General features: G+C 57.1%; 14 protein-coding genes. 11 read left to right on the top strand and 3 right to left on the bottom strand.

Annotated elements, in window-relative coordinates; translation table 11 throughout:
* Positions 1–213: 213 nt before the first annotated feature.
* Together G565_RS0101075 and G565_RS0101070 are read left to right on the top strand one after the other, a co-directional pair.
* Positions 214–2,007 carry a hypothetical protein gene (locus G565_RS0101075; protein ID WP_028669319.1) on the top strand — a complete coding sequence of 598 codons (1,794 nt, stop codon included), beginning with the start codon at positions 214–216 and terminating at the stop codon, positions 2,005–2,007.
* A gap of 183 nt (positions 2,008–2,190) precedes the next feature.
* Positions 2,191–4,278 (top strand): EAL domain-containing response regulator, encoded by a 2,088-nt coding sequence (locus tag G565_RS0101070; protein ID WP_028669318.1) that lies wholly within the window; start codon positions 2,191–2,193, stop codon positions 4,276–4,278.
* Between the two features lie 269 nt (positions 4,279–4,547).
* Here the strand turns inward: G565_RS0101070 and serB are convergent, their stop codons facing one another.
* Positions 4,548–5,759, bottom strand: a complete 1,212-nt coding sequence (serB, locus tag G565_RS0101065) for a phosphoserine phosphatase SerB (RefSeq protein ID WP_028669317.1) — start codon at positions 5,757–5,759, stop codon at positions 4,548–4,550.
* 24 nt (positions 5,760–5,783) lie between these two features.
* On the bottom strand, positions 5,784–5,963 hold the full coding sequence (locus tag G565_RS0101060; protein WP_028669316.1) for a hypothetical protein: 180 nt from the start codon (positions 5,961–5,963) through the stop codon (positions 5,784–5,786).
* A 314-nt stretch (positions 5,964–6,277) separates the two neighbouring features.
* Between G565_RS0101060 and G565_RS0101055 the strand changes: the two genes are divergently transcribed.
* From G565_RS0101055 to G565_RS0101040, 4 genes are read left to right on the top strand one after another with little or no spacing between them, the layout of a single operon-like run.
* Positions 6,278–7,660 carry a hypothetical protein gene (locus G565_RS0101055; RefSeq protein ID WP_028669315.1) on the top strand — a complete coding sequence of 461 codons (1,383 nt, stop codon included), beginning with the start codon at positions 6,278–6,280 and terminating at the stop codon, positions 7,658–7,660.
* Positions 7,657–8,679 (top strand): FecCD family ABC transporter permease, encoded by a 1,023-nt coding sequence (locus G565_RS0101050; RefSeq protein WP_028669314.1) that lies wholly within the window; start codon positions 7,657–7,659, stop codon positions 8,677–8,679. Before G565_RS0101055 ends, G565_RS0101050 begins: the two co-directional genes overlap by 4 nt.
* Positions 8,676–9,455 carry a heme ABC transporter ATP-binding protein gene (locus G565_RS0101045; RefSeq protein WP_037336941.1) on the top strand — a complete coding sequence of 260 codons (780 nt, stop codon included), beginning with the start codon at positions 8,676–8,678 and terminating at the stop codon, positions 9,453–9,455. Before G565_RS0101050 ends, G565_RS0101045 begins: the two co-directional genes overlap by 4 nt.
* 31 nt (positions 9,456–9,486) lie before the next feature.
* Positions 9,487–9,804, top strand: a complete 318-nt coding sequence (locus G565_RS0101040; protein ID WP_028669312.1) for a Rieske (2Fe-2S) protein — start codon at positions 9,487–9,489, stop codon at positions 9,802–9,804.
* A gap of 130 nt (positions 9,805–9,934) precedes the next feature.
* On the opposite strand, the gene G565_RS0101035 is transcribed toward G565_RS0101040, so the two are convergent.
* Positions 9,935–11,125: an aminotransferase class I/II-fold pyridoxal phosphate-dependent enzyme gene (locus G565_RS0101035; RefSeq protein ID WP_037337103.1), complete on the bottom strand. Its 1,191-nt coding sequence runs from the start codon at positions 11,123–11,125 to the stop codon at positions 9,935–9,937.
* 110 nt (positions 11,126–11,235) lie between these two features.
* Here G565_RS0101035 and gluQRS point away from each other — a divergent pair, with 110 nt between their 5' ends.
* From gluQRS to G565_RS0101010, 5 genes are all read left to right on the top strand, one after another.
* Entirely contained in the window at positions 11,236–12,099 is an 864-nt protein-coding gene (gluQRS, locus tag G565_RS0101030) for a tRNA glutamyl-Q(34) synthetase GluQRS (protein ID WP_028669310.1), read from the top strand.
* A 106-nt stretch (positions 12,100–12,205) separates the two neighbouring features.
* Positions 12,206–13,846, top strand: coding sequence for a sensor histidine kinase (locus G565_RS25660; protein ID WP_051207075.1), 1,641 nt, complete (start codon positions 12,206–12,208; stop codon positions 13,844–13,846).
* Positions 13,843–15,375: a DUF3369 domain-containing protein gene (locus G565_RS0101020; RefSeq protein ID WP_028669309.1), complete on the top strand. Its 1,533-nt coding sequence runs from the start codon at positions 13,843–13,845 to the stop codon at positions 15,373–15,375. The genes G565_RS25660 and G565_RS0101020 overlap by 4 nt, the downstream gene beginning before the upstream one ends.
* A 95-nt stretch (positions 15,376–15,470) precedes the next feature.
* On the top strand, positions 15,471–15,638 hold the full coding sequence (locus tag G565_RS26680) for a hypothetical protein (protein ID WP_157599969.1): 168 nt from the start codon (positions 15,471–15,473) through the stop codon (positions 15,636–15,638).
* The gene (locus G565_RS0101010; protein ID WP_028669308.1) at positions 15,638–18,583 is read left to right on the top strand and encodes a sensor histidine kinase; all 2,946 of its coding nucleotides are present in this window, start codon (positions 15,638–15,640) and stop codon (positions 18,581–18,583) included. Before G565_RS26680 ends, G565_RS0101010 begins: the two co-directional genes overlap by 1 nt.
* Positions 18,584–18,637: the final 54 nt, after the last annotated feature.

The raw sequence follows: 18,637 nt of genomic DNA, 5'->3' as shown, positions 1-18,637 counted from the left end.
AAAAAGGGCGTAAATTGCCGTTTTTCTGTCAGCTACTGGTTCCCATAGACGTAATAGGTCGTTAATCTACGGTACTACAGGGCCTGAAACACTGGACGATTCGCGTTTGCCCTGGCGACATCTGACCAGTCAAAAGGCACGGCGACAGCATCAATGACATTGACACCGCGGCAACACGACTATACTTCGGCAAGACACTGGGTAGAGCACTGAATGGATTACAGGCCGAAACACTATCTCAATATCCCGCAGCAGACCCTGACGACCCTGTCATTCTGTGAACCCAATGCCCGCCAGCTGAAGGCCTGGGTAACGGGCTTGCCGATGGCCAATATCGGGGAAACCTCACGTCAGCTGTACCATGCTGTTATCGAATTCAATCAGTTGCGCATCAGCGACGCGTCGCGCCTGGAACTGATGGACATGGTGCGCGAACCGATTCACTACGTCTGCAACTCACTGAACCAAAAATACCTGAATCAGGGCGTTGCACTGGATGACCAGCAACGCAAAGTCGCCAACCTGGCCCAGGCACTGCAAACTCACCTGGCAATCGGCTACAAGATCATCGTTCAACACATGTTGGCGCAAGGCACCATCAAGCAAAAGGCGTTGATGGCCAAAGCGGTACACAGAACGCTGAGCGACCTGATTCCAAGCCTGTTGCGCTCCTATCAGTTGTACATTCCAACTCCGACCGGGCTGTGGCGAGAAATTCACCAGCTGTACCAGATAGCGTCGGCATTCAACCTGCACACCACACCGGTCGAAGAAAACGAACAGGGGAGACGCTCGACGATTCAGGAGGTATACCTCAGAGCGGTATTGCTCGGGACCAGCCAGGCCAACCAGTTGCTGCAGCGCGAACTGACCGATGTCTACGCTGCCCTGCCGCGCTGGGCGCCGCTGCTCGACATAGACGATGTGGCCGACGATAAATCCGTGCTGGTGATCAACCCCGAAACCGACCAGCCGCCGCAATACAGTTACCTGATCAAGCAAGCCAGTTTCTCCGAATACCTGGGTATTAATACGTTGCCGCTGGTCCGGCCACTGCACGACGAACTAAAACGGACTCAAGCATCCACCGGAACCGACGACAAAGCACCCAGCCGCATATTGCCCAAAGACTTCAACCAGGCGCTGCTGGAGCATCTGGTTCAGTCCTGGGGCGGCATGAAGCAGCGAGCCTTTTCACGCACTCAATCCAGCGGCAAGGTCTCACTCACCGTTGGGTTGACCGGAACGCATTTTCACATGTCGGGGGGTGTCGGCTTTTACTCCCAGCTCTATGGTGAGTCGGCGAACGCAGAAAACCCCTTTATTGGCGCCGTCAGCTCTCGCTTCGCAGCGTTCGAGACCAAAGCTGTACAGTCGCAAAAGGATGTCTGGGAAGACTCGTTTGATGCCGGGCAACGGCGCATGCCCGGCAGTGAAGAGGAAGCCATCGAGTTCCCGCAAGACGCTCTGGAAGACCACCCCAGCTATTCCGGTTTATTGGTCAATGTCAGCCCGCGCGGCTACTGCATTCAATGGACCGACAAGGCAGCAAACAACCTGAAAACCGGTGAGGTCGTTGCTGTCAAGGAAGAAAAACTGCAACACTGGAACCTGGGCGTTGTTCGCTGGCTGCGCCAGAGCAAAGACAGTGGTACCCAGATGGGCGTAGAGTTAATTGCGCCCAACAGTCAGCCCTGCGGAATTCGGCAATTACACAAAACCGGGGCCCACGGCGACTACCTGCGCGGCCTGTTTATCCCGGAGATCCGGGCGATCGGCCAGGATGCCTCGGTGCTCACGCCACGACTGCCGTTCCAGGTTGGCAACAAAGTCACCATCAATATATCGGGCAATGAAGGCAAATATCAGCTCACCAAACGGATCCTGAGCACCGGCATTCTGAGTCAGTTCCAGGTGCGCAAAGTTGCGCACAAACTGGCTGAACCCGAGAAAAGCCAGGCCATCGGCGCCGATGACAGCTTCGAAAGCCTCTGGCGCCAGCTCTGAGGCGCACTTACCGTTAACCGGGCAGTCAGGGCGGCAAAAAGCGCGAGGCTTGTCTAAAAAGCGAGACCACGCTCTCAGCCTGAACCAGCCACGCCAAAAAAACCGGCGAGCGACTGTCAAGATCGACCGTTCGTCACTATACTCGAACCCCTAGTCTAAAAACTCCGTCGCGATAGTTGATTTATGCCTGAAAGTAACGCAAGCGCGCTCCGACTCCTGGTTATTCATGACACCCAAAGTGAAGCAGAACCTCTGCTCAGTAGCCTGCGTAATGCTGGCCAGGCCGTTCGTTCTCACTTTATTGCCAGCCAGAGCGAGCTGGAAAAAGTGCTGTCGGAACAACACTGGGACATGCTGCTGGTTAAGCTGGACACCCAGACCGTCGATCCGACAGCCGCTGTGGCAACCATACAACGCGCCGGTAAAGACTTGCCCATTCTGGCACTCATTGAAACCTACAACGCAGAGCGTATCGGCGAAGCCCTGGAAGCAGGACTGACCGACGTCCTGGTTGAAGGCGAAGAACAGCATCTGGTCAGTGCAGTGAAACGGGAAAAAGCAGCGTTGAGGGCTCGCCGCGAATTGCGCGAGACGCGCGCCAGCCTGCAGGAAACCGAGAAACGCTGCCAACTGTTACTCGACAGCTCTGTTGATGCCATCGCCTACGTTCACGAAGGCATGCACATTTACGCCAACGAAGCCTACCAGACCCTGTTCGGTTACGATGATCTGGAAGAGCTGCAAAGTACCCCGATCATGGACCTGATCGCCCGCAAAGATCTCGACAAACTCAAAAGCTCACTGAAAACCTACCGCGATGGCTCCACGGGTGAGCTGGCTTGCGTCGCTGAACACGTCAATGGCGAGCCATTCAACATTCGCATGACCTTGTCAGGCGCAAGCTACGAAGGTGAACCCTGCACGCAACTGGTGATTCGGCGCAACGATGCCGACAATGAAGAGCTGCAAGCAAAAATCAAGGAGATCAGTTCACAGGATCTGGTGACCGGGCTTTACAACCGCCAGCACTTCACCGATGTGTTGAAAACGGCCTATCAGCAAGTATTGAAGTCCAACGCCAGCCAGATCGTCCTGCACATTGGCATCACCAACTTCAGTGATCTTAAAACCAAAGCCGGCATCGCCGGGACTGACGTTATTCTGAAAGAACTGGCCGAGGTTTACGCCAAATACCAGCCGGAAGGCTCGTTGCTGGCACGTTACGGCGATGACAGCTTTGCGTTGCTGCTTTCCACCGGCAACATAGACAATATCAAAGCGGACGCCGTCAAGGTGCGCAAGGAAATCGCCGACCATCTGTTTGAAGTCGATGGCCGCACCCTGCCTGTCGACGTCATGTTTGGCATCGCGCACATCGACGAGCGCTGTCAGAGCGGGCAGGAAGCATTAAGCCATGCACATCAGGCCTATACCCGGGCGATCCATGAAAAGACCGGAGTGCAGTACTACGACAAATCTGACATTGCCAATTTATCCGACGACAACCTGGCGGGCAAGGTCGATCACGCCCTCGAAAACGATGGCTTCCGCATTATGTTCCAGCCCATCATCAGCCTGAGGGGTGACAGCAGAGAGCACTACGACGTGCTATTGCGTCTGGTCGACAAAGACGGCGCCGATGTTCTGCCAGAAGAATTCCTGCCGTTGATCGAAGCCCGTAACCAGGGTGCCAAGCTCGACCGCTGGGTCGTACTGAACACCATAAAAACGCTGGCCGAGCATCGTAAGCGCGGCCACAACACCCAGGTGTTCATACACCTGACGCCCAGCTCGATTCAGGACCCTACCTTTTTGCCCTGGGTGAACAGCGCATTGAAGGCCTCCAAGCTGCCCGGCGATGCATTGACCTTCCAGATCACCGAAGAACAGGCACAAAGCTACCTGAAAGTCGCCAAGGCCTTCAGCAAGGGGCTGGCGCTGCTCAAATGCAAGCTGGCACTGACGCATTTCGGCATGATTGAAAGCGGCCTGTCGGTAACGCGCCACCTCGACATCGATTACATTCGGGTCGATGGCAGCTTTATTGAAGCCCTGTCAGCCAACGACAAAGCCATGGCACCGCTGGAAACCCTGGTCAACGCGATCCACAAACAGGACATCAACTCCATCGTTCCACAAATCGAGAGTGCTGAAGTCCTCGCCTCACTGTGGGAACTGGGGGTGAATTACATTCAGGGTTACTACGTGCAGGCACCACTGACCGGCATGGATTACGAATTCGATGCCAACGATGAAGAAGAAGCGGTGTAATAACTCACGTTTTGGAATTTGCACCTTTTTTGCCCCTGGTCCGTGCCAGGCACTGGGTGTACCTATCCGGGGTCGGGCGGAATGCCGCCCACTCAACCCATCCATGGGGCCTAGACCGCAGGATATGAATCCCCTCCATGGGAATCACCCTTCGGGCTCGCTTCGCTCGTGCTAAAACGCTCCTGGCGTTTTAGTCCTTGCTGCGGACTACCCCGGATAGGTACACCCAGCACCCGTCACTCGTTTGGGAGCAAACTCTGCAACCTGAATCAGTGAATATCCTGATCCCTGAATCCCAGCAGATAGAGAACAGCGTCCAGACCCAGCGTTGAAATCGCATGGCGTGCACTTTCCCGAACAATGGGCTTGGCGCGAAAAGCGATACCCAGTCCGGCCTGGCTGAGCATGGGCAAATCATTGGCACCGTCGCCCACGGCAATCGTCTGCTCCAATTGAATACCTTCCCGCTGCGCCAACTCTCGCAGCAGTTCAGCCTTTCGAGCGCCATCAACGATGGTACCTTTCACCTCGCCGGTCACACGGCCATCGGCGATCTCCAGCTCATTGGCATAAACATAATCAATGCCCAGGCGCTGCTGCAGATAGTGCCCGAAATAGGTGAAACCGCCGGACAGAATGGCCGTTTTGAAGCCATAAGCCCGTAGCGTTCGAATCAGACGCTCAGCGCCCTCGGTGATTGGGAGTTGCTCTGCAATTCCGGCCAGCACCGATTCATCCAATCCTTTCAGTAATGCCATGCGTTGTCGGAAACTTTGCTGAAAATCGAGTTCACCGGACATCGCCTGTTCAGTGATGGCCGCCACCTGATCGCCAACACCCGCCGCTTTAGCCAACTCGTCAATGACTTCGGTTTCAATCAGCGTTGAATCCATATCAAAACACACCAGTCGGCGGTTACGCCGAAACACGGTGTCCTGCTGAAAGGCGACGTCGATATCGAGCTGACTGCTGATATCCAGAAACGCCAGACGCAGCGCATCCGGGTTGACCGGCTGCCCGCGCAAAGTCAGTTCAATGCAGGCTTTGCCGCTGTCTGCCGTTGCATCCAGTGGAATGCGGCCAGTCAGGCGGGTGATGTCCTGAATGTTCAGACCCTGTTCGCTGACCACAGTGGAGACCCGCGCCAGTTGCTGGGCGGTGATGCGGCGCGCCAGCAAGGTCAGCACATAGCGGTCTTTGCCCTGCTGCCCGACCCAGTCGGTGTAGGCCGACTCTTCCACTGGCGTAAAGCGGGCGTGAATGCCCAGCTCATGAGCCTTGAACAGAATCTCCTTGAGCACACCCGAGGTGTCGGCACCGTCCGGTAATTGCAGCAACATGCCCAGCGATACCTGGTCATGAATGACCGACTGGCCCATGTCGAGGAGTATGACGCCAAATTCAGCCAGCGTTGTGGTGAGCTCGGCGGTCAGGCCCATACGGTCGTGACCACTCACCTTTAACATTAAAATGGAACTCACCAGGCACGGCTCCGGTCGGTGGAATTACTCGCCTTTCAGCGTGGCCAGCTCGGCCAGCGCCTGGTCTGTCACTGCTTGCAACTCAACGATCAGGTCTTCAGTTTCATGGGTGGACATGGCGCGAACCCGGTCCGGACCCATCATAAACAGGCCTTTTTTGATCTGACTCAGTTGCGTCTGCAACTGCTCTACCGCATTACTCATGATGTTTCCTCATTGATTGGGACGGAGTAGGGACTGCACCGGATTCACTGAACCGCGGGTTCTTTATAGCCCGAAATACCGCTACCATAGCCGCCTTGAGCTCGAAGGACGACTCCCGGCAGTTGATGGGAGCGCCGCTGACCGCGCCGCGGCCGCCACCATGGTGACAGGCCGCCGTATTGTATCGACTGGGACGCCGCGGAACAATTAAGGAAGCGCTGAACCGCATACCTATCGCAATGCGAGGCAGGTGACGAGCTTCACCAACACCGGACCCGGATTTTATTCACCAGCAGAGCATCCCGATACCCTGTATGACGCAAGACACTCGCATCCCCCAGGCGCAACCCGATACACGCGCGAACAAACGCCTGCTCCGGCACTGGCAGCGCTGGTTATGGCAACCTCTGACCGGGTTTAGCCTGGCCTTGCTGCTTATGGTCAATCTGATGCTCTGGGTATTCTGGTATCAGCCTGCCAGTGACGCACTCGGGCAGGCAGGTCAGCGTCTTGGCGATAGCCTGGCGCGAACCCTCGCGTTCGACATTGCTGCGCCGCTGCAGCGCGGCGACCGCCTGGCCATCAGCCTGCTGCTCAATCGCACTGCTGAAGAGCCTCTGGTGTTCAACACCAGCCTGAACTCAACCAGCCAGAACATCACACTCACGTCTCGCCCCGGCGGGCGCAATCCCGATGCCATACAGCGGTTCAGCCACCCGGTGTACTTTGAATCGGATCTACTCGGGAACGTCGAAGTACAACTGGATGACCGACCGCTGCGCGCCTGGGAGCAGCGAGCTTACCGGGCGTGGTTTCTACTCAACCTGCTGGCGCTGATGCTCGCCACCGGCCTGATCGTCTGGCGAACTCGCCTGCAAGATCAGGCGACCCGGAAGCTGGCGACACAATTGAGCGAACAAATACCCGAATGGCGCGATGCCTTCAGTGGACCGCCCGAGCATCAGATCCGAATGTTGGTGCAACGCCTGAGCAATGCCCTGGACCGGAATGCTCAGGTGCTACGCACTCTGGCAACCTCAACCGATTCCGCTGAAGCGGAACGCTTGCTTGAGCAAACACATCTGGTGGGTGAAAAAGGGGCCTACTGCGACGTCGCCCTGCTCAATGTGCAGTGTCATAACTGGGATGCCCTGACGCGCCAGTACGATGCTCATCAACTGCAAGGACTCTGGGCCCGGTATGAACACCTCATCACCCAAGTGGGCGAACTCTACGGTGGCGTGCTCCTGCCCGAAGGTTTTACCCTGGTGTTTGGCCTGGGTGACGATGAGCATTACGCCATGAATGCCGTCTGCGCTGCCCGGGTGTTGCAAATGGCCGCTGAGCAATTGAATCACCAGTCTCGCCGGCAACAACCGAGTTTCGGCTATTCACTGAGTGCTGGCCCCGCCTTTGTATCGAGAACCACCAAACACGGCATACCCCTGCCCCTGGTCGCCGGGGATGCCTCTCAGTGGTTGCAACAGGTCAGCGCCCTGCAACCGCGAGACACCCTCTATCTGGCTGAACCCATGCTACAGGACAGCGAGCTGAACCGGAGCGTTGAAGTATCACTGGTGCGTGATATCACACTCTCGGACGGGTCCAGGCTCGAAGTCTGGGAGCTGGACGCCATTGTCGGCAATCAGGATCAGCTATTGCGGTCACAGGCACGCACCCTGCTGGAGGCGCAATGAAACACTTGCCCGCAGCCTGGCTGTGGGCAGGGCTCGCACTGGCGTTTGCGCTGTCTCTGGCGGTGAGCCTGGCGACCGGACCCACCCATCTGCCCTGGCCAACGCTGATCAAGCACCTGTTTACCGGCCCCGGAGAAGAGCTACAGGGGCTGATACTCTGGCAAATCCGAATTCCGCGCACCCTTCTGGCTCTGTGCGTGGGCGCATTGCTGGCTGTCTGCGGTGTGCTGATTCAGGGACTGTTTAGAAATCCTTTGGCCGAACCTGGGTTAATGGGTGTATCCAGCGGTGCTACCTTGATGGTCGTTGTTGTCATTGTGATGGCCGGAAACCTGTCAAATACCCTGCCCGGCGCGCTGCGGCCCTTCCTGCTGCCACTGGTCGCTTTTGTCGGGGGGTTGGCCGCCACCCGGCTGGTCATGCTGCTCGGTCACAACAGTCACGCAGCTCCGTTGCGTCTGATTCTCGCCGGTGTCGCCTTCAATATGATGGCCGCCGCCGGCATTGGGCTGTGTGCATATCTGTCGACCAATGAACAATTACGCACCCTGACGTTCTGGAGTCTGGGCAGTTTCTCCGCCGCTACCTGGTCTGCAGTGGGAATCACAGCGGCCGTATTGACGATCATCGCCCCTTTGGCTTACCGGCTTTGGCGTCCGTTGAACGCGCTTCTGCTGGGCGAGTCAGAGTGCCGTCATCTTGGTTTTGACGTTCCCGTGCTAAAACGCCGCATCGTCTATCTGAGTGCGGCCGGGGTCGGTGCCGCCGTGGCTTTTACCGGTATTATCGGTTTCATTGGTCTGGTTGTGCCCCACATCGTGCGCATGCTGGTGGGGGCCGACCATCGCCGCCTGCTGCCGTTGAGCCTGGTACTGGGCGCCCTGCTGACGCTCTGGGCTGACTGGCTGGCCCGCACCGTTCTAAGCCCGGCCGAGTTACCGGTGGGTATCATTACCTCACTGATTGGCGGGCCATTTTTCATCTACCTGATCCATCGTCAACGGGGCCGGTTGTCATGACACTGCGAGCCGACCAGCTGACACTGAGCCTGACGCCTGGCCAACCTGTTCTGAGCGATGTTTCAATTGCCATTGAACCAGGCCACATCACGGCTCTGGTTGGTCAGAACGGCGCGGGTAAGAGTTCCTTGCTGAACACTCTGAGCGGCGAGCTGACGCCGCAACAGGGTGAGGTAAGCCTTCATGACACACCCATCCGCCACTGGGACGGCCAGGACAGAGCCCGGCTACTGGCGGTCTTGCCGCAACAACATGCGCTGAATTTTGAATTCAACGTCGAGGAAGTGGTTGCACTCGGTCGATACCCGCACGCTACCGGCCGCCGGCGGGACAACCAGATTGTGCAGGAGGCCCTGGAACTGTGTGATTTACACCACTTGAGCGAACGCAGTATCGACGACATCAGTGGCGGGGAACGGCAGCGGGTCCACCTGGCCCGGGTGCTCGCACAAATCTGGGAGTCACAGCCGGAAGGCCCTTGCTTGCTACTGCTTGATGAACCGACCACTGGTCTGGACCTGAGTCACCAACAGGCCCTGCTTAAGGCGGTTCAGCATTTCGCCCGGCGCAAAGCGGGCATTCTGCTGGTGGTGCATGACCTTAACCTGGCCGCTCGTTACGCCGACCAGGTTGTATTGATGCACCAGGGGAGCATCGTCGAACGGGGAACGCCGGATCGTGTTTTTCAAGCCGACACACTGCAACGGTATTTCGACGTGGCCGTCACCGTTCAGCGCCATCCACACCATGATTGCCCGCTTATCATTCCCGATTAACCGATTTATTTATGTCGACCCAGGAGTCTCAATGATCGAACTTTGCTCTGTTCACGACCTGCACGAAGGCCAGTCACTCGGCTTCGATATTGCCGACAAACCGGTCTTTGCTGTGCGCAAGGACGGGGAGGTTTTCGTCTACCACAACGAATGCCCGCACCTGGGCGTCGAACTCGAGTTTCAGGAAAACGACTTTCTGGACCTCGACGGCGCCCTGATCCAGTGCTCCACCCACGGCGCCCTGTTCGAGATAGAAACCGGTCACTGTTTATCTGGCCCTTGCCAGGGGGATTATTTGAAGCCCGCTGAATTTACCGTCAGGGATCAGGTTTTGTATCTGCTTTCCTGAGCCCCTGGAGCCGAAGGGTGTTCTGAGGTGCTATGAGTTCGTGCTGACCACCGGGTCAGTCAACACTTCATTCGGGGGTTGCCCCCAGGTTTGACGTATTTACCTGACTGCCACTATCAACGAGCGATAATCACTGGCAACGCCGCAGATAAGGATGCCGCGCCAAAAAGTCACCAATCCGACTAACCGCCTCTTCGAGGCGAGGTATCGATACGGTATAGGCAATGCGCACCGCGCTGTGTTCCGTCGCCCCGCCAAAGTCCAGGCCCGGGGCGATAGCCACACCGGTTTCTTCCAGCAATTGCTGGCACCAGTCCATGGCGTCATCGCAAACCGATGACACGTCTACATAAAGATAGAAAGCGCCATCCGGTTGGGCCAACAGCGGGAGCCCCAACGCTTCAATAGCCGGTGCCAGCGTATTGCGACGTGCCTTCAGTTCAGCAGCGCGGGCAAAGCATTCTTTTTCTACCTCGGGAGTAAAGGCGGTTAATGCGGCCTGCTGCGCCATGGCCGGGGCCGATAGAAACAGATTCTGCGCCAGGCGCTCTGCCGCGTCGACCGCGTATTCGGGCACCACGGCCCAACCCAGTCGCCAACCGGTCATGCCATAAAATTTCGAGAAACTCTGGGTGACCCAGGCCTCGTCATTCACTTCCAATGCGGTCGGCGGTAGCGACTCGGTAAAGGTAAGGCCATGGTAGATTTCATCGGCAAACAGCGTCAGATCATGCCTGCGGGCAAAATTCGAGGCGGCGGTCCATTCATCAAGGGAGAGTACCTGCCCGGTTGGATTACAGGGTGAGGCCAGCAACAGACCGGTGGTGTCTTTGGTGACGGCTGCCTCGAGCGCCTCTACATCCAGACGCAGGCCATCATTCGACAAAGGTACCGAGATACCCTGACCATTCAGTACCTGTAAAAAGTGACGATTACAGGGGTACCCTGGCTCTGGCAACAACACCGTTTTCCCGGGGTCGATGGTGGCGGCAAATGCCAGCAACAGGGCACTCGAACCGCCCGGGGTGACTGCAATGCGATGTGGTTCGATAGAGATACCGTGCCAGCGCTGGTAGCGGTCTGCAATGGCGGCCCGCAGTGCCGGTATGCCCATCGCCGCCGTATAGCCGGTGTGGCCGTCCGCCAACGCTTGCTGGCCCGCCTCTATGATGGCTTGTGGAGTGCCGAAATCCGGCTCACCCACAAACAGGCTAATGACGGAGCGACCTTCCGCTTCCATGGCTCTGGCTTTGGCGAGTACGCCCATAACGTGAAAAGGCGCGATGCGTCGGGTACGATCGGCGAGCCGGGTAGAAGACATAACAACAACCTGCAAAGACTGAAAACCGTGGGCATAATGCAGAATCGGTGACGCCCAGTCCAATACCAGTGCCCTTATCATTTCAATACGGCGTGGAGACCAATGCCTGAATGATTGTCCAGCCAGCCCGTTATCGCGGGCGCTTTGCCCCTTCGCCCACCGGACCGCTACACCTGGGTTCTCTGTTGGCCGCTCTGGTCAGTTACCTTGAAGCCCGCCGTCATGGCGGCGAATGGTGGGTACGCATCGAAGACCTGGATCCCCCACGAACCCAGCCGGGTGCCAGCGATGCCATTTTACGCAGCCTGGAAGCACACGCCTTACTCTGGGATTCGACGGTGATGTATCAGAGTCAGCGCAGCGATGCCTATCAACAGGCTATCGAGAGACTGTCCGATCGGGGCCAGCTATTCTGGTGCCGCTGCAGCCGCAAGCAACTGGCCGGGCATCGGGTCTACCCGGGAACCTGTCGTGCCTGCCGGCAGCCCCGGTCTGATGCGGCCATCCGCTTCCAAGCTCCCGAGGTCGACGATGCGTTCACCGACCTGTTCCAGGGCGCCCAACATACCAAGCTGGCAAGTGACTACGGTGATGTTGTGGTTCGTCGGCGAGACGGCCTGTTCGCCTATCAACTGGCGGTGGTGGTGGATGATTGCGACCAGGGCATGACCGACATCGTGCGCGGAATTGACCTGCTCAGCTCTACCTTCTGGCAACGGGCCCTGTACCGAGCCCTCGGCCAGCCATGCCCAAATTATGCGCATTTCCCGGTTTTGGTTCATGCCGGACAAAAACTCAGCAAACAGAACTTTGCCCCAGCTCTGGATGACCATCAGGCGATCAACAATTTAATGCAACTCTGGCCATGGCTCGGCCTCGCCATCGAGCGGGACACGCCGGAACGCATGTTGGTTGAAGCCAGCAAGCAATGGTCACCCGCTTGTCTGAAAGCACGCCAGGAACTGCCCCTTTAAACCCGGGACAAAACCGGTTCAATACGTCGATCGACGCCTGTTTGCTGGCGCTAACCAGAATGCGGGTTTACGCTAAGTAGACTTTGCTGACGAGTAGCTCTACTACATGACCGTTAATGCTTCGCTGGCGCGCCGTCTGCTGTTGTTCATCACACTTGGCGTGGGCATCGCCATACTGGTGACCATTCTGATGCAATACTCGACCCTTAATAGAACCATGGAGGGGTTGCGCGATCAGAATGTGGACGCCTCCCTCGGCAATATGCTGCCTATCATTCAGAAATCGATGTGGGCCTTTGACGACAGCGGTGTCATCCGGGCTGCCAATGCGCTGCTGCGTGACCCCTATATTTCCGGCGTAGCGGTCCACAGCGCTGAAGGTGAGATCAACCTGAACCTCGGCGACCTTAAAGAGCAAAGCTTTACGGATCGGGCCCCAAACGAAGAGCGAACTGAATGGAACGACGCCGACGGCCTGTATATCAGCACCCCTGTCGTCCACGCATTCAATGAAGGGGAATCCACCATTGGCTGGATCTATCTGCGCAGCGATGATGACCTGATTGACAAGCAGGTTCGACTGGTACTCGGGGGCGTCATCGTCTCGGCCGTACTGACCATAGTGTTGCTCCTCGTTGGGCTCTATGCGCTGGTCGACCGTATGGTAGCGATTCCGATCAAGGCGTTCACCGATTTTGTTGAACACACCTCAACGGGCGACGTCTCCACCTGGGTCGTGCAGCGCGACCCCTCCCTGGAAGCCCGTACCGACGAAATCGGCCAACTCTATCAGTCGTTCAACGACCAACGCGATCGTTTGATTGAGCATGAACAGGAACTGCTCGAATACAGAACTGAACTTGAAGCCACGGTGAGCGAACGCACCGAAGCGCTGCAACGCAGCAATACCGACCTGAGCGAATCGCTCGAAAAACTGAAGATTGCCCAGGATGAATTGCTGCAAAGTGAGAAGCTGGCCTCACTGGGCAACCTGGTCAGCGGCGTCGCTCACGAGGTTAATACGCCCCTTGGCGTGTCCATCACTGCTGCCAGTCATCTCACCTCGGAAGCTCGCCAGACACAACGCGAACTGGAACAGGAGACGCTGACCAAATCAGATCTGGAGCGGTTTTTCCACGAGTGCCTGGAAACCGGGGCGCTGTTGTCCAGCAATCTCGATCGGGCCGCCCAGTTAATCCGGTCGTTCAAGCAAGTCGCCGTAGACCAGACCAGCGATGAACAACGCGATATCAACCTGCAAATCTACGTTGATGAAATTCTGGCCAGCCTGAAACCAAAATACAAAAACACCCAGGTGACGGTCACCAACAACATCGATCCGGACATCCTATTACAGCTAACACCCGGTGCCCTGGCGCAAATCATCACCAATCTGATTATCAATTCACTGCTGCATGGTTTCGATGACAGCACCCGCACCGGTGAGATCCGTCTGTACAACCGGGTTCAAGAGAACACACTGGAGCTGATTTATGAAGACGATGGTGAAGGCATGGGACCCGACACTCAAAAACGCATGTTCGACCCGTTTTTCACCACTCGCCGATCCAGTGGTGGCAGCGGCCTGGGCATGAACATTGTTTTCAACCTGGTCACGGGTAAGCTGAATGGGAAAATACGGCTGGACAGCCCTCCGTATCAGGGCTGTCGCCTGATCATTAGCATTCCCTTTTCACCGATAGACACTGCGCCAGCATCGAGTTCACAACCGGACACCGCATCATGAACGAAACACTGACCTTTGCGAGTGAACGCTCACCCACTGAATCCGAGCCAATGGCCCCCTGGAAAGTGGTCATTGTCGATGACGACGAAGAGGTTCACGCCATCACTACGCTGGCTCTGCGCAACTTTCGATTTGACGGCCGCCCCCTAACCTTCCTGCACAGCTACAGCGCTGATGAAGGTGAAGCCGTGATCAGAGACAACCCGGATACCGCCTTGTGCCTACTCGACGTGGTGATGGAAACGGATCATGCCGGGCTCGATCTGGCCGAGGTGATTCGCACCCGGCTGAACAATACCTTTACTCGCATCGTGTTGCGCACCGGCCAGCCCGGCCAGGCACCGGAAGAGACCATCATTGCAGACTACGACATCAATGATTACAAAGAAAAAACCGAGCTGACCCGGAGCAAGTTGCACACCCTGCTGTACTCCTGCTTGCGCAGTTATCGGGACATCATAGCGCTTGATCGCAGCCGCCAGGGTCTGGAACGCATCCTCAGCGCCTCCATTCACCTGCAGCAGAAAACGTTTCTAACCGACTTTGCTCTGGGCATTCTCGAACAGATATCCGCCATACTGTCGCCGGATGAAGACGCGCTCTATGCCCAGTGCGAGGGCATTGCCGCCCATGAGCAATCGGGCAAACTGATGGTTGTCGCCGGCACTGGGGCATACCACAACAAGGTCGGCGTACCGGTCACCCAACTGCTTACCGACCGTGTTCGTAATTTTATTGACAGCACCGAACTCGGCTATCACTCACGCTATATGGATAATGGCTATCTGTGCCTCTACCGGTCCAACGAATTGCATCTGAGCATGCTGTTCTTAAAGGGCCTGACGCCCCAGAGTCCAATCGAACGGCACCTGCTTGAAGTCTTTTGCCAGAATGCGCTGACTGCCTTTGAAAACCTGGCACTGCGTACAGAACTGGAAGACAGCCAACGCGAAATCGTGTTTATTCTTGGCGATGCCGTGGAGCACCGGTCCCGGGAAACCGGCCAGCATTTGCGCCGGGTTTCGCACATCAGCGAACTGATTGCTCTAAAAGCCGGCCTTAACGAACAGCAAGCTCAGCTAATCAGGGAAGCTGCGCCGCTGCACGACCTTGGCAAAATTGGCATTCCCGACCAGGTTTTGAACAAACCCGGGCCACTGGATGAACCGGAATGGGATGTCATGAAAACCCACTCGCAGATCGGTTACGACCTGCTGCACCAGTCGGAAAAATCCATCCTCAGGATCGGCGCCCTGATCGCCCTTGACCATCACGAGCGTTGGGATGGCACTGGCTACCCCAACCGAAAACAGGGTGATGAAATCAGCATTGAAGGCCGAATAGCCGCCCTGGCTGACGTCATTGATGCACTGACCAGTGAGCGTTGTTACAAGCAGCCCTGGTCTTTTGACGATACCCGAGCCCTGATAGAGCAGGAGCGTGGCCGTCAGTTCGACCCGGCACTGGTCGACGTTGTTCTGACCCATTTCGACGAAGTCATCGCAATCAAAAACCGATACCCGGACTGAATCCCAACAGCACCTGTCGGGAAATCTTCAGTCGCTGCTTAAATTCTGGCCGCTGTAAGGGTAGGATAACGCCCGCATTCACGGGCGGGCGACCCATGTCACTGTCGTTATTACTCAAGCTGTTGATACTACCCTTTTACCTGTTGCTGCCATTCTCGCTGGACGGCACCGAGACAGTGCAACTCTGGTACCTGCCTTTCCTGATCTGGACCGGACTGATCCTGGTCAATGCGCTGGCTGAGTATTTGAGGAGCCGACGCTGATGGACTTTAGCTGGCAACTCCTAATCAGTGTCAGCCTCGGCTATTTGCTGTTGCTGTTCCTCACAGCCTACTGCGCAGAGCGTGGCTGGATTCCTCAGAACCTGGCTCGCCACCCGCTGGTCTATATATTGGCGCTGGGCGTGTATTGCAGCGCCTTTGCCTATTACGGCAGCGTCGGCCTCGCCTACCATCTGGGTTATGGCTACCTGGCCTTGTACCTTGGGTTGGCCATTGCCCTGGTGTTCTCCGCAATCATATTGCGGCCGATTCACGATCTGTCTCGCAGCTATCAGCTCGCCTCGCTGGCCGACCTGTTCGCCTTTCGCTACCGCAGCCGCTGGGTCGGCTTCCTGACCACACTGGGCGTCGTACTGGCCATGCTGCCCATGCTTGCCCTGCAAATTCAGGCGATCACCGATACCATCACCCTGCTCGACCCGAACACCATGGCCTGGCCGCTGGCCCTGCTGATCTGCCTTATTCTGCTGGCGTTCTCCATTCTGTTCGGTGCACGCGATATCGCACCCACTGAAAAGCATAGGGGACTGATGTTCGCGCTGGCATTTGAATCACTGTTCAAACTGGTGGCGTTTCTGATTATCGGCGGAGTTGCCGCCCTGGAAGTCTTCGGCAGTTGGCAGGGAATCACCCAGTGGTCAACCCTGGCACTCAACCCTCAATTTCAAACGCCCCCCCTGCAACCGGTCCAGTGGTTCTCTCTGCTGTTGATGTTTGTCTCAGCCCCACTGGTATTGCCGCATCTGTTCCAGCTGTTGTTCCGGGAAACCTCGAATTTGTCGCGCTTGCGCATGGCCAGTTGGGCGATGCCCATTTACCTGTTATTAATGGCGTTGCCTGTCATGCCCATTCTTTGGGCGGGCCAATCGCTCGGGTCCACCACCAGCCCGGAGTACTTTTCCCTGTCGCTCGGCTTGTTGCTCGACAAACCCTGGGTGACCTGGCTGGCCTACCTGGGTGGGCTGTCCGCTGCCGCTGGTATCACCGTACTGGCGTCGATCTCCATGGCCAGTATGGCTATGAACCATCTGGTGCTACCGTTTTACAAACCGAGTTTCAGTGCCGACGTCTACCGCTGGCTGCTGTGGGTGCGACGCCTGCTGATCGGCGTGGTCATCGGTCTGTCCTACGCCCTGTATCTGTTACTGAACCAGGTTCAGAACCTGACGTCACTGGGCATCACCGCATTTACAGGCCTGCTGCAATTGCTGCCCGGTATCCTGGGTTTGCTGTTCTGGGCCGGAGCAAACCGGAAGGGGTTCGTCAGCGGGTTAACGCTGGGCTTGCTGATCTGGGCTTCCAGTCTCGCCATTCCAATGCTGGCGGAGAGTCTGTCATTCGGTAACCAGTTGCGCATGGGCTTTGCACTGGAAGCCGATCACTGGTCGCTGACCACGCTGGTTTCCCTGGGCATCAATGCACTGGCCTTTGTACTGGTGTCCCTGTTCACGCGCACCAGTAAAGAAGAGAAAGACGCCGCCCATACCTGTGTGATCACCTCGGTTGACCGGCGCCATCGCCTGCCGCTGAAAGCCCGCAATGTCAGCGAATTCATCGAGACACTCAGCCGCCCGCTGGGCCGAATCATGGCCGAACGTGAAGTCAAACGGGCGCTGAAAACGCTGGGCTTCCCCCTTGGGGAGTACCGCCCCTATGCGCTGCGCCGCCTGCGTGACACCATTGAAGCCAATCTCTCGGGGCTGATGGGGCCGAGTGTTGCCCAGGCGCTGGTCGCCCGCTATCTACCCTACGAACAAAGCGAGCGGGCCGAGCGGGACGACATCTACTTTTTTGAGCAACGGCTCGACGGCTACCACCACCAGCTCACCGGTATGGCCGCCGAACTGGACCGGCTGCGCCGCCACCACCGGGAAACCTTGTACAACCTGCCCATCGGCGTCTGCTCACTGGCCAGCGATGGCGAAATTCTGCTTTGGAACCGCGTCATGGCTGATATGACCGGCATTATTGAGGCAGAGGCTATTGGAGCCCGGCTCGACTCCCTGCCTGCCAACTGGTACGACTTACTCGACAGTTTCCTCAAGGGTCAGTCCAACAAATTGACCGTGGAACAACCCAATGCCGATGGCCGGGGCAAGCGCTGGTTCAGTCTGCATCGCAGCGCCCAGGTGCAGCGCCGGGACGAACCGCTCGAAGGCACCGTCATCCTGCTTGAAGACGAAACCGAGCATAAACTCCTGGAATCTGAGCTGGTTCACTCCGAGCGCCTGGCCTCCATTGGCCGGCTGGCGGCTGGTGTTGCCCATGAAATTGGTAACCCCATCACTGGCATCGACTGCCTGGCCCAGGATCTGAAGTACGTATCCGACCCGGCCGAGCAGCAGCTGATTGCCGATCAAATCCGGGAACAAGCCGGACGGGTGACAAAAATTGTACGTTCACTGGTCAACTTCGCTCACGCCGGCCAGGGTGATGGCAAGACCGATCATCAGCCCTACCCGCTGCGCCAGGTCGTTCAGGACGCCATTGACTTGCTATCGTTGTCGCGCGATGCCCAGCGGGTGATCTTTATCAATGAAGTGGCAGATGACCTGACCGTACTGTGTGAAGCCCAGAGACTGAGCCAGGTCTTCATCAATCTCCTGGGCAACGCCCGGGATGCCAGCCCCGACGGCGAAGTGATCCGGATTCAGGCAGAAGCCGAGGTAGAAAGCGCGATTGTTGAAGTCATCGACCGGGGGACGGGTATCCCGGCTGACGTCATCGACCACATTTTCGACCCCTTTTTCACCACCAAAGAGGTCGGTAAAGGCACCGGGCTCGGCTTGTTTCTGGCCTATACCATTGTTGAAGAGCACTACGGTCATATGGCCGTCGACAGCCCCGCGTTCGCTGCTGAGGGCATTGGCACTCGCTTCACAATTCGGTTACCCTTACATCGGCTGTTACCTGAGGTAACACCCTGAACACGACACACCCGGGCTTTTCTGCTTTTAACGGCCTGACACGAGGGCCAACCA

The organism is Saccharospirillum impatiens DSM 12546 (genome assembly GCF_000423605.1).
Taxonomy (GTDB): Bacteria; Pseudomonadota; Gammaproteobacteria; order Pseudomonadales; family Natronospirillaceae; genus Saccharospirillum; species Saccharospirillum impatiens.
The sequence above is the reverse complement of the archived record's forward strand: the minus strand, read 5'-3'. Positions and strand labels throughout refer to the sequence as shown.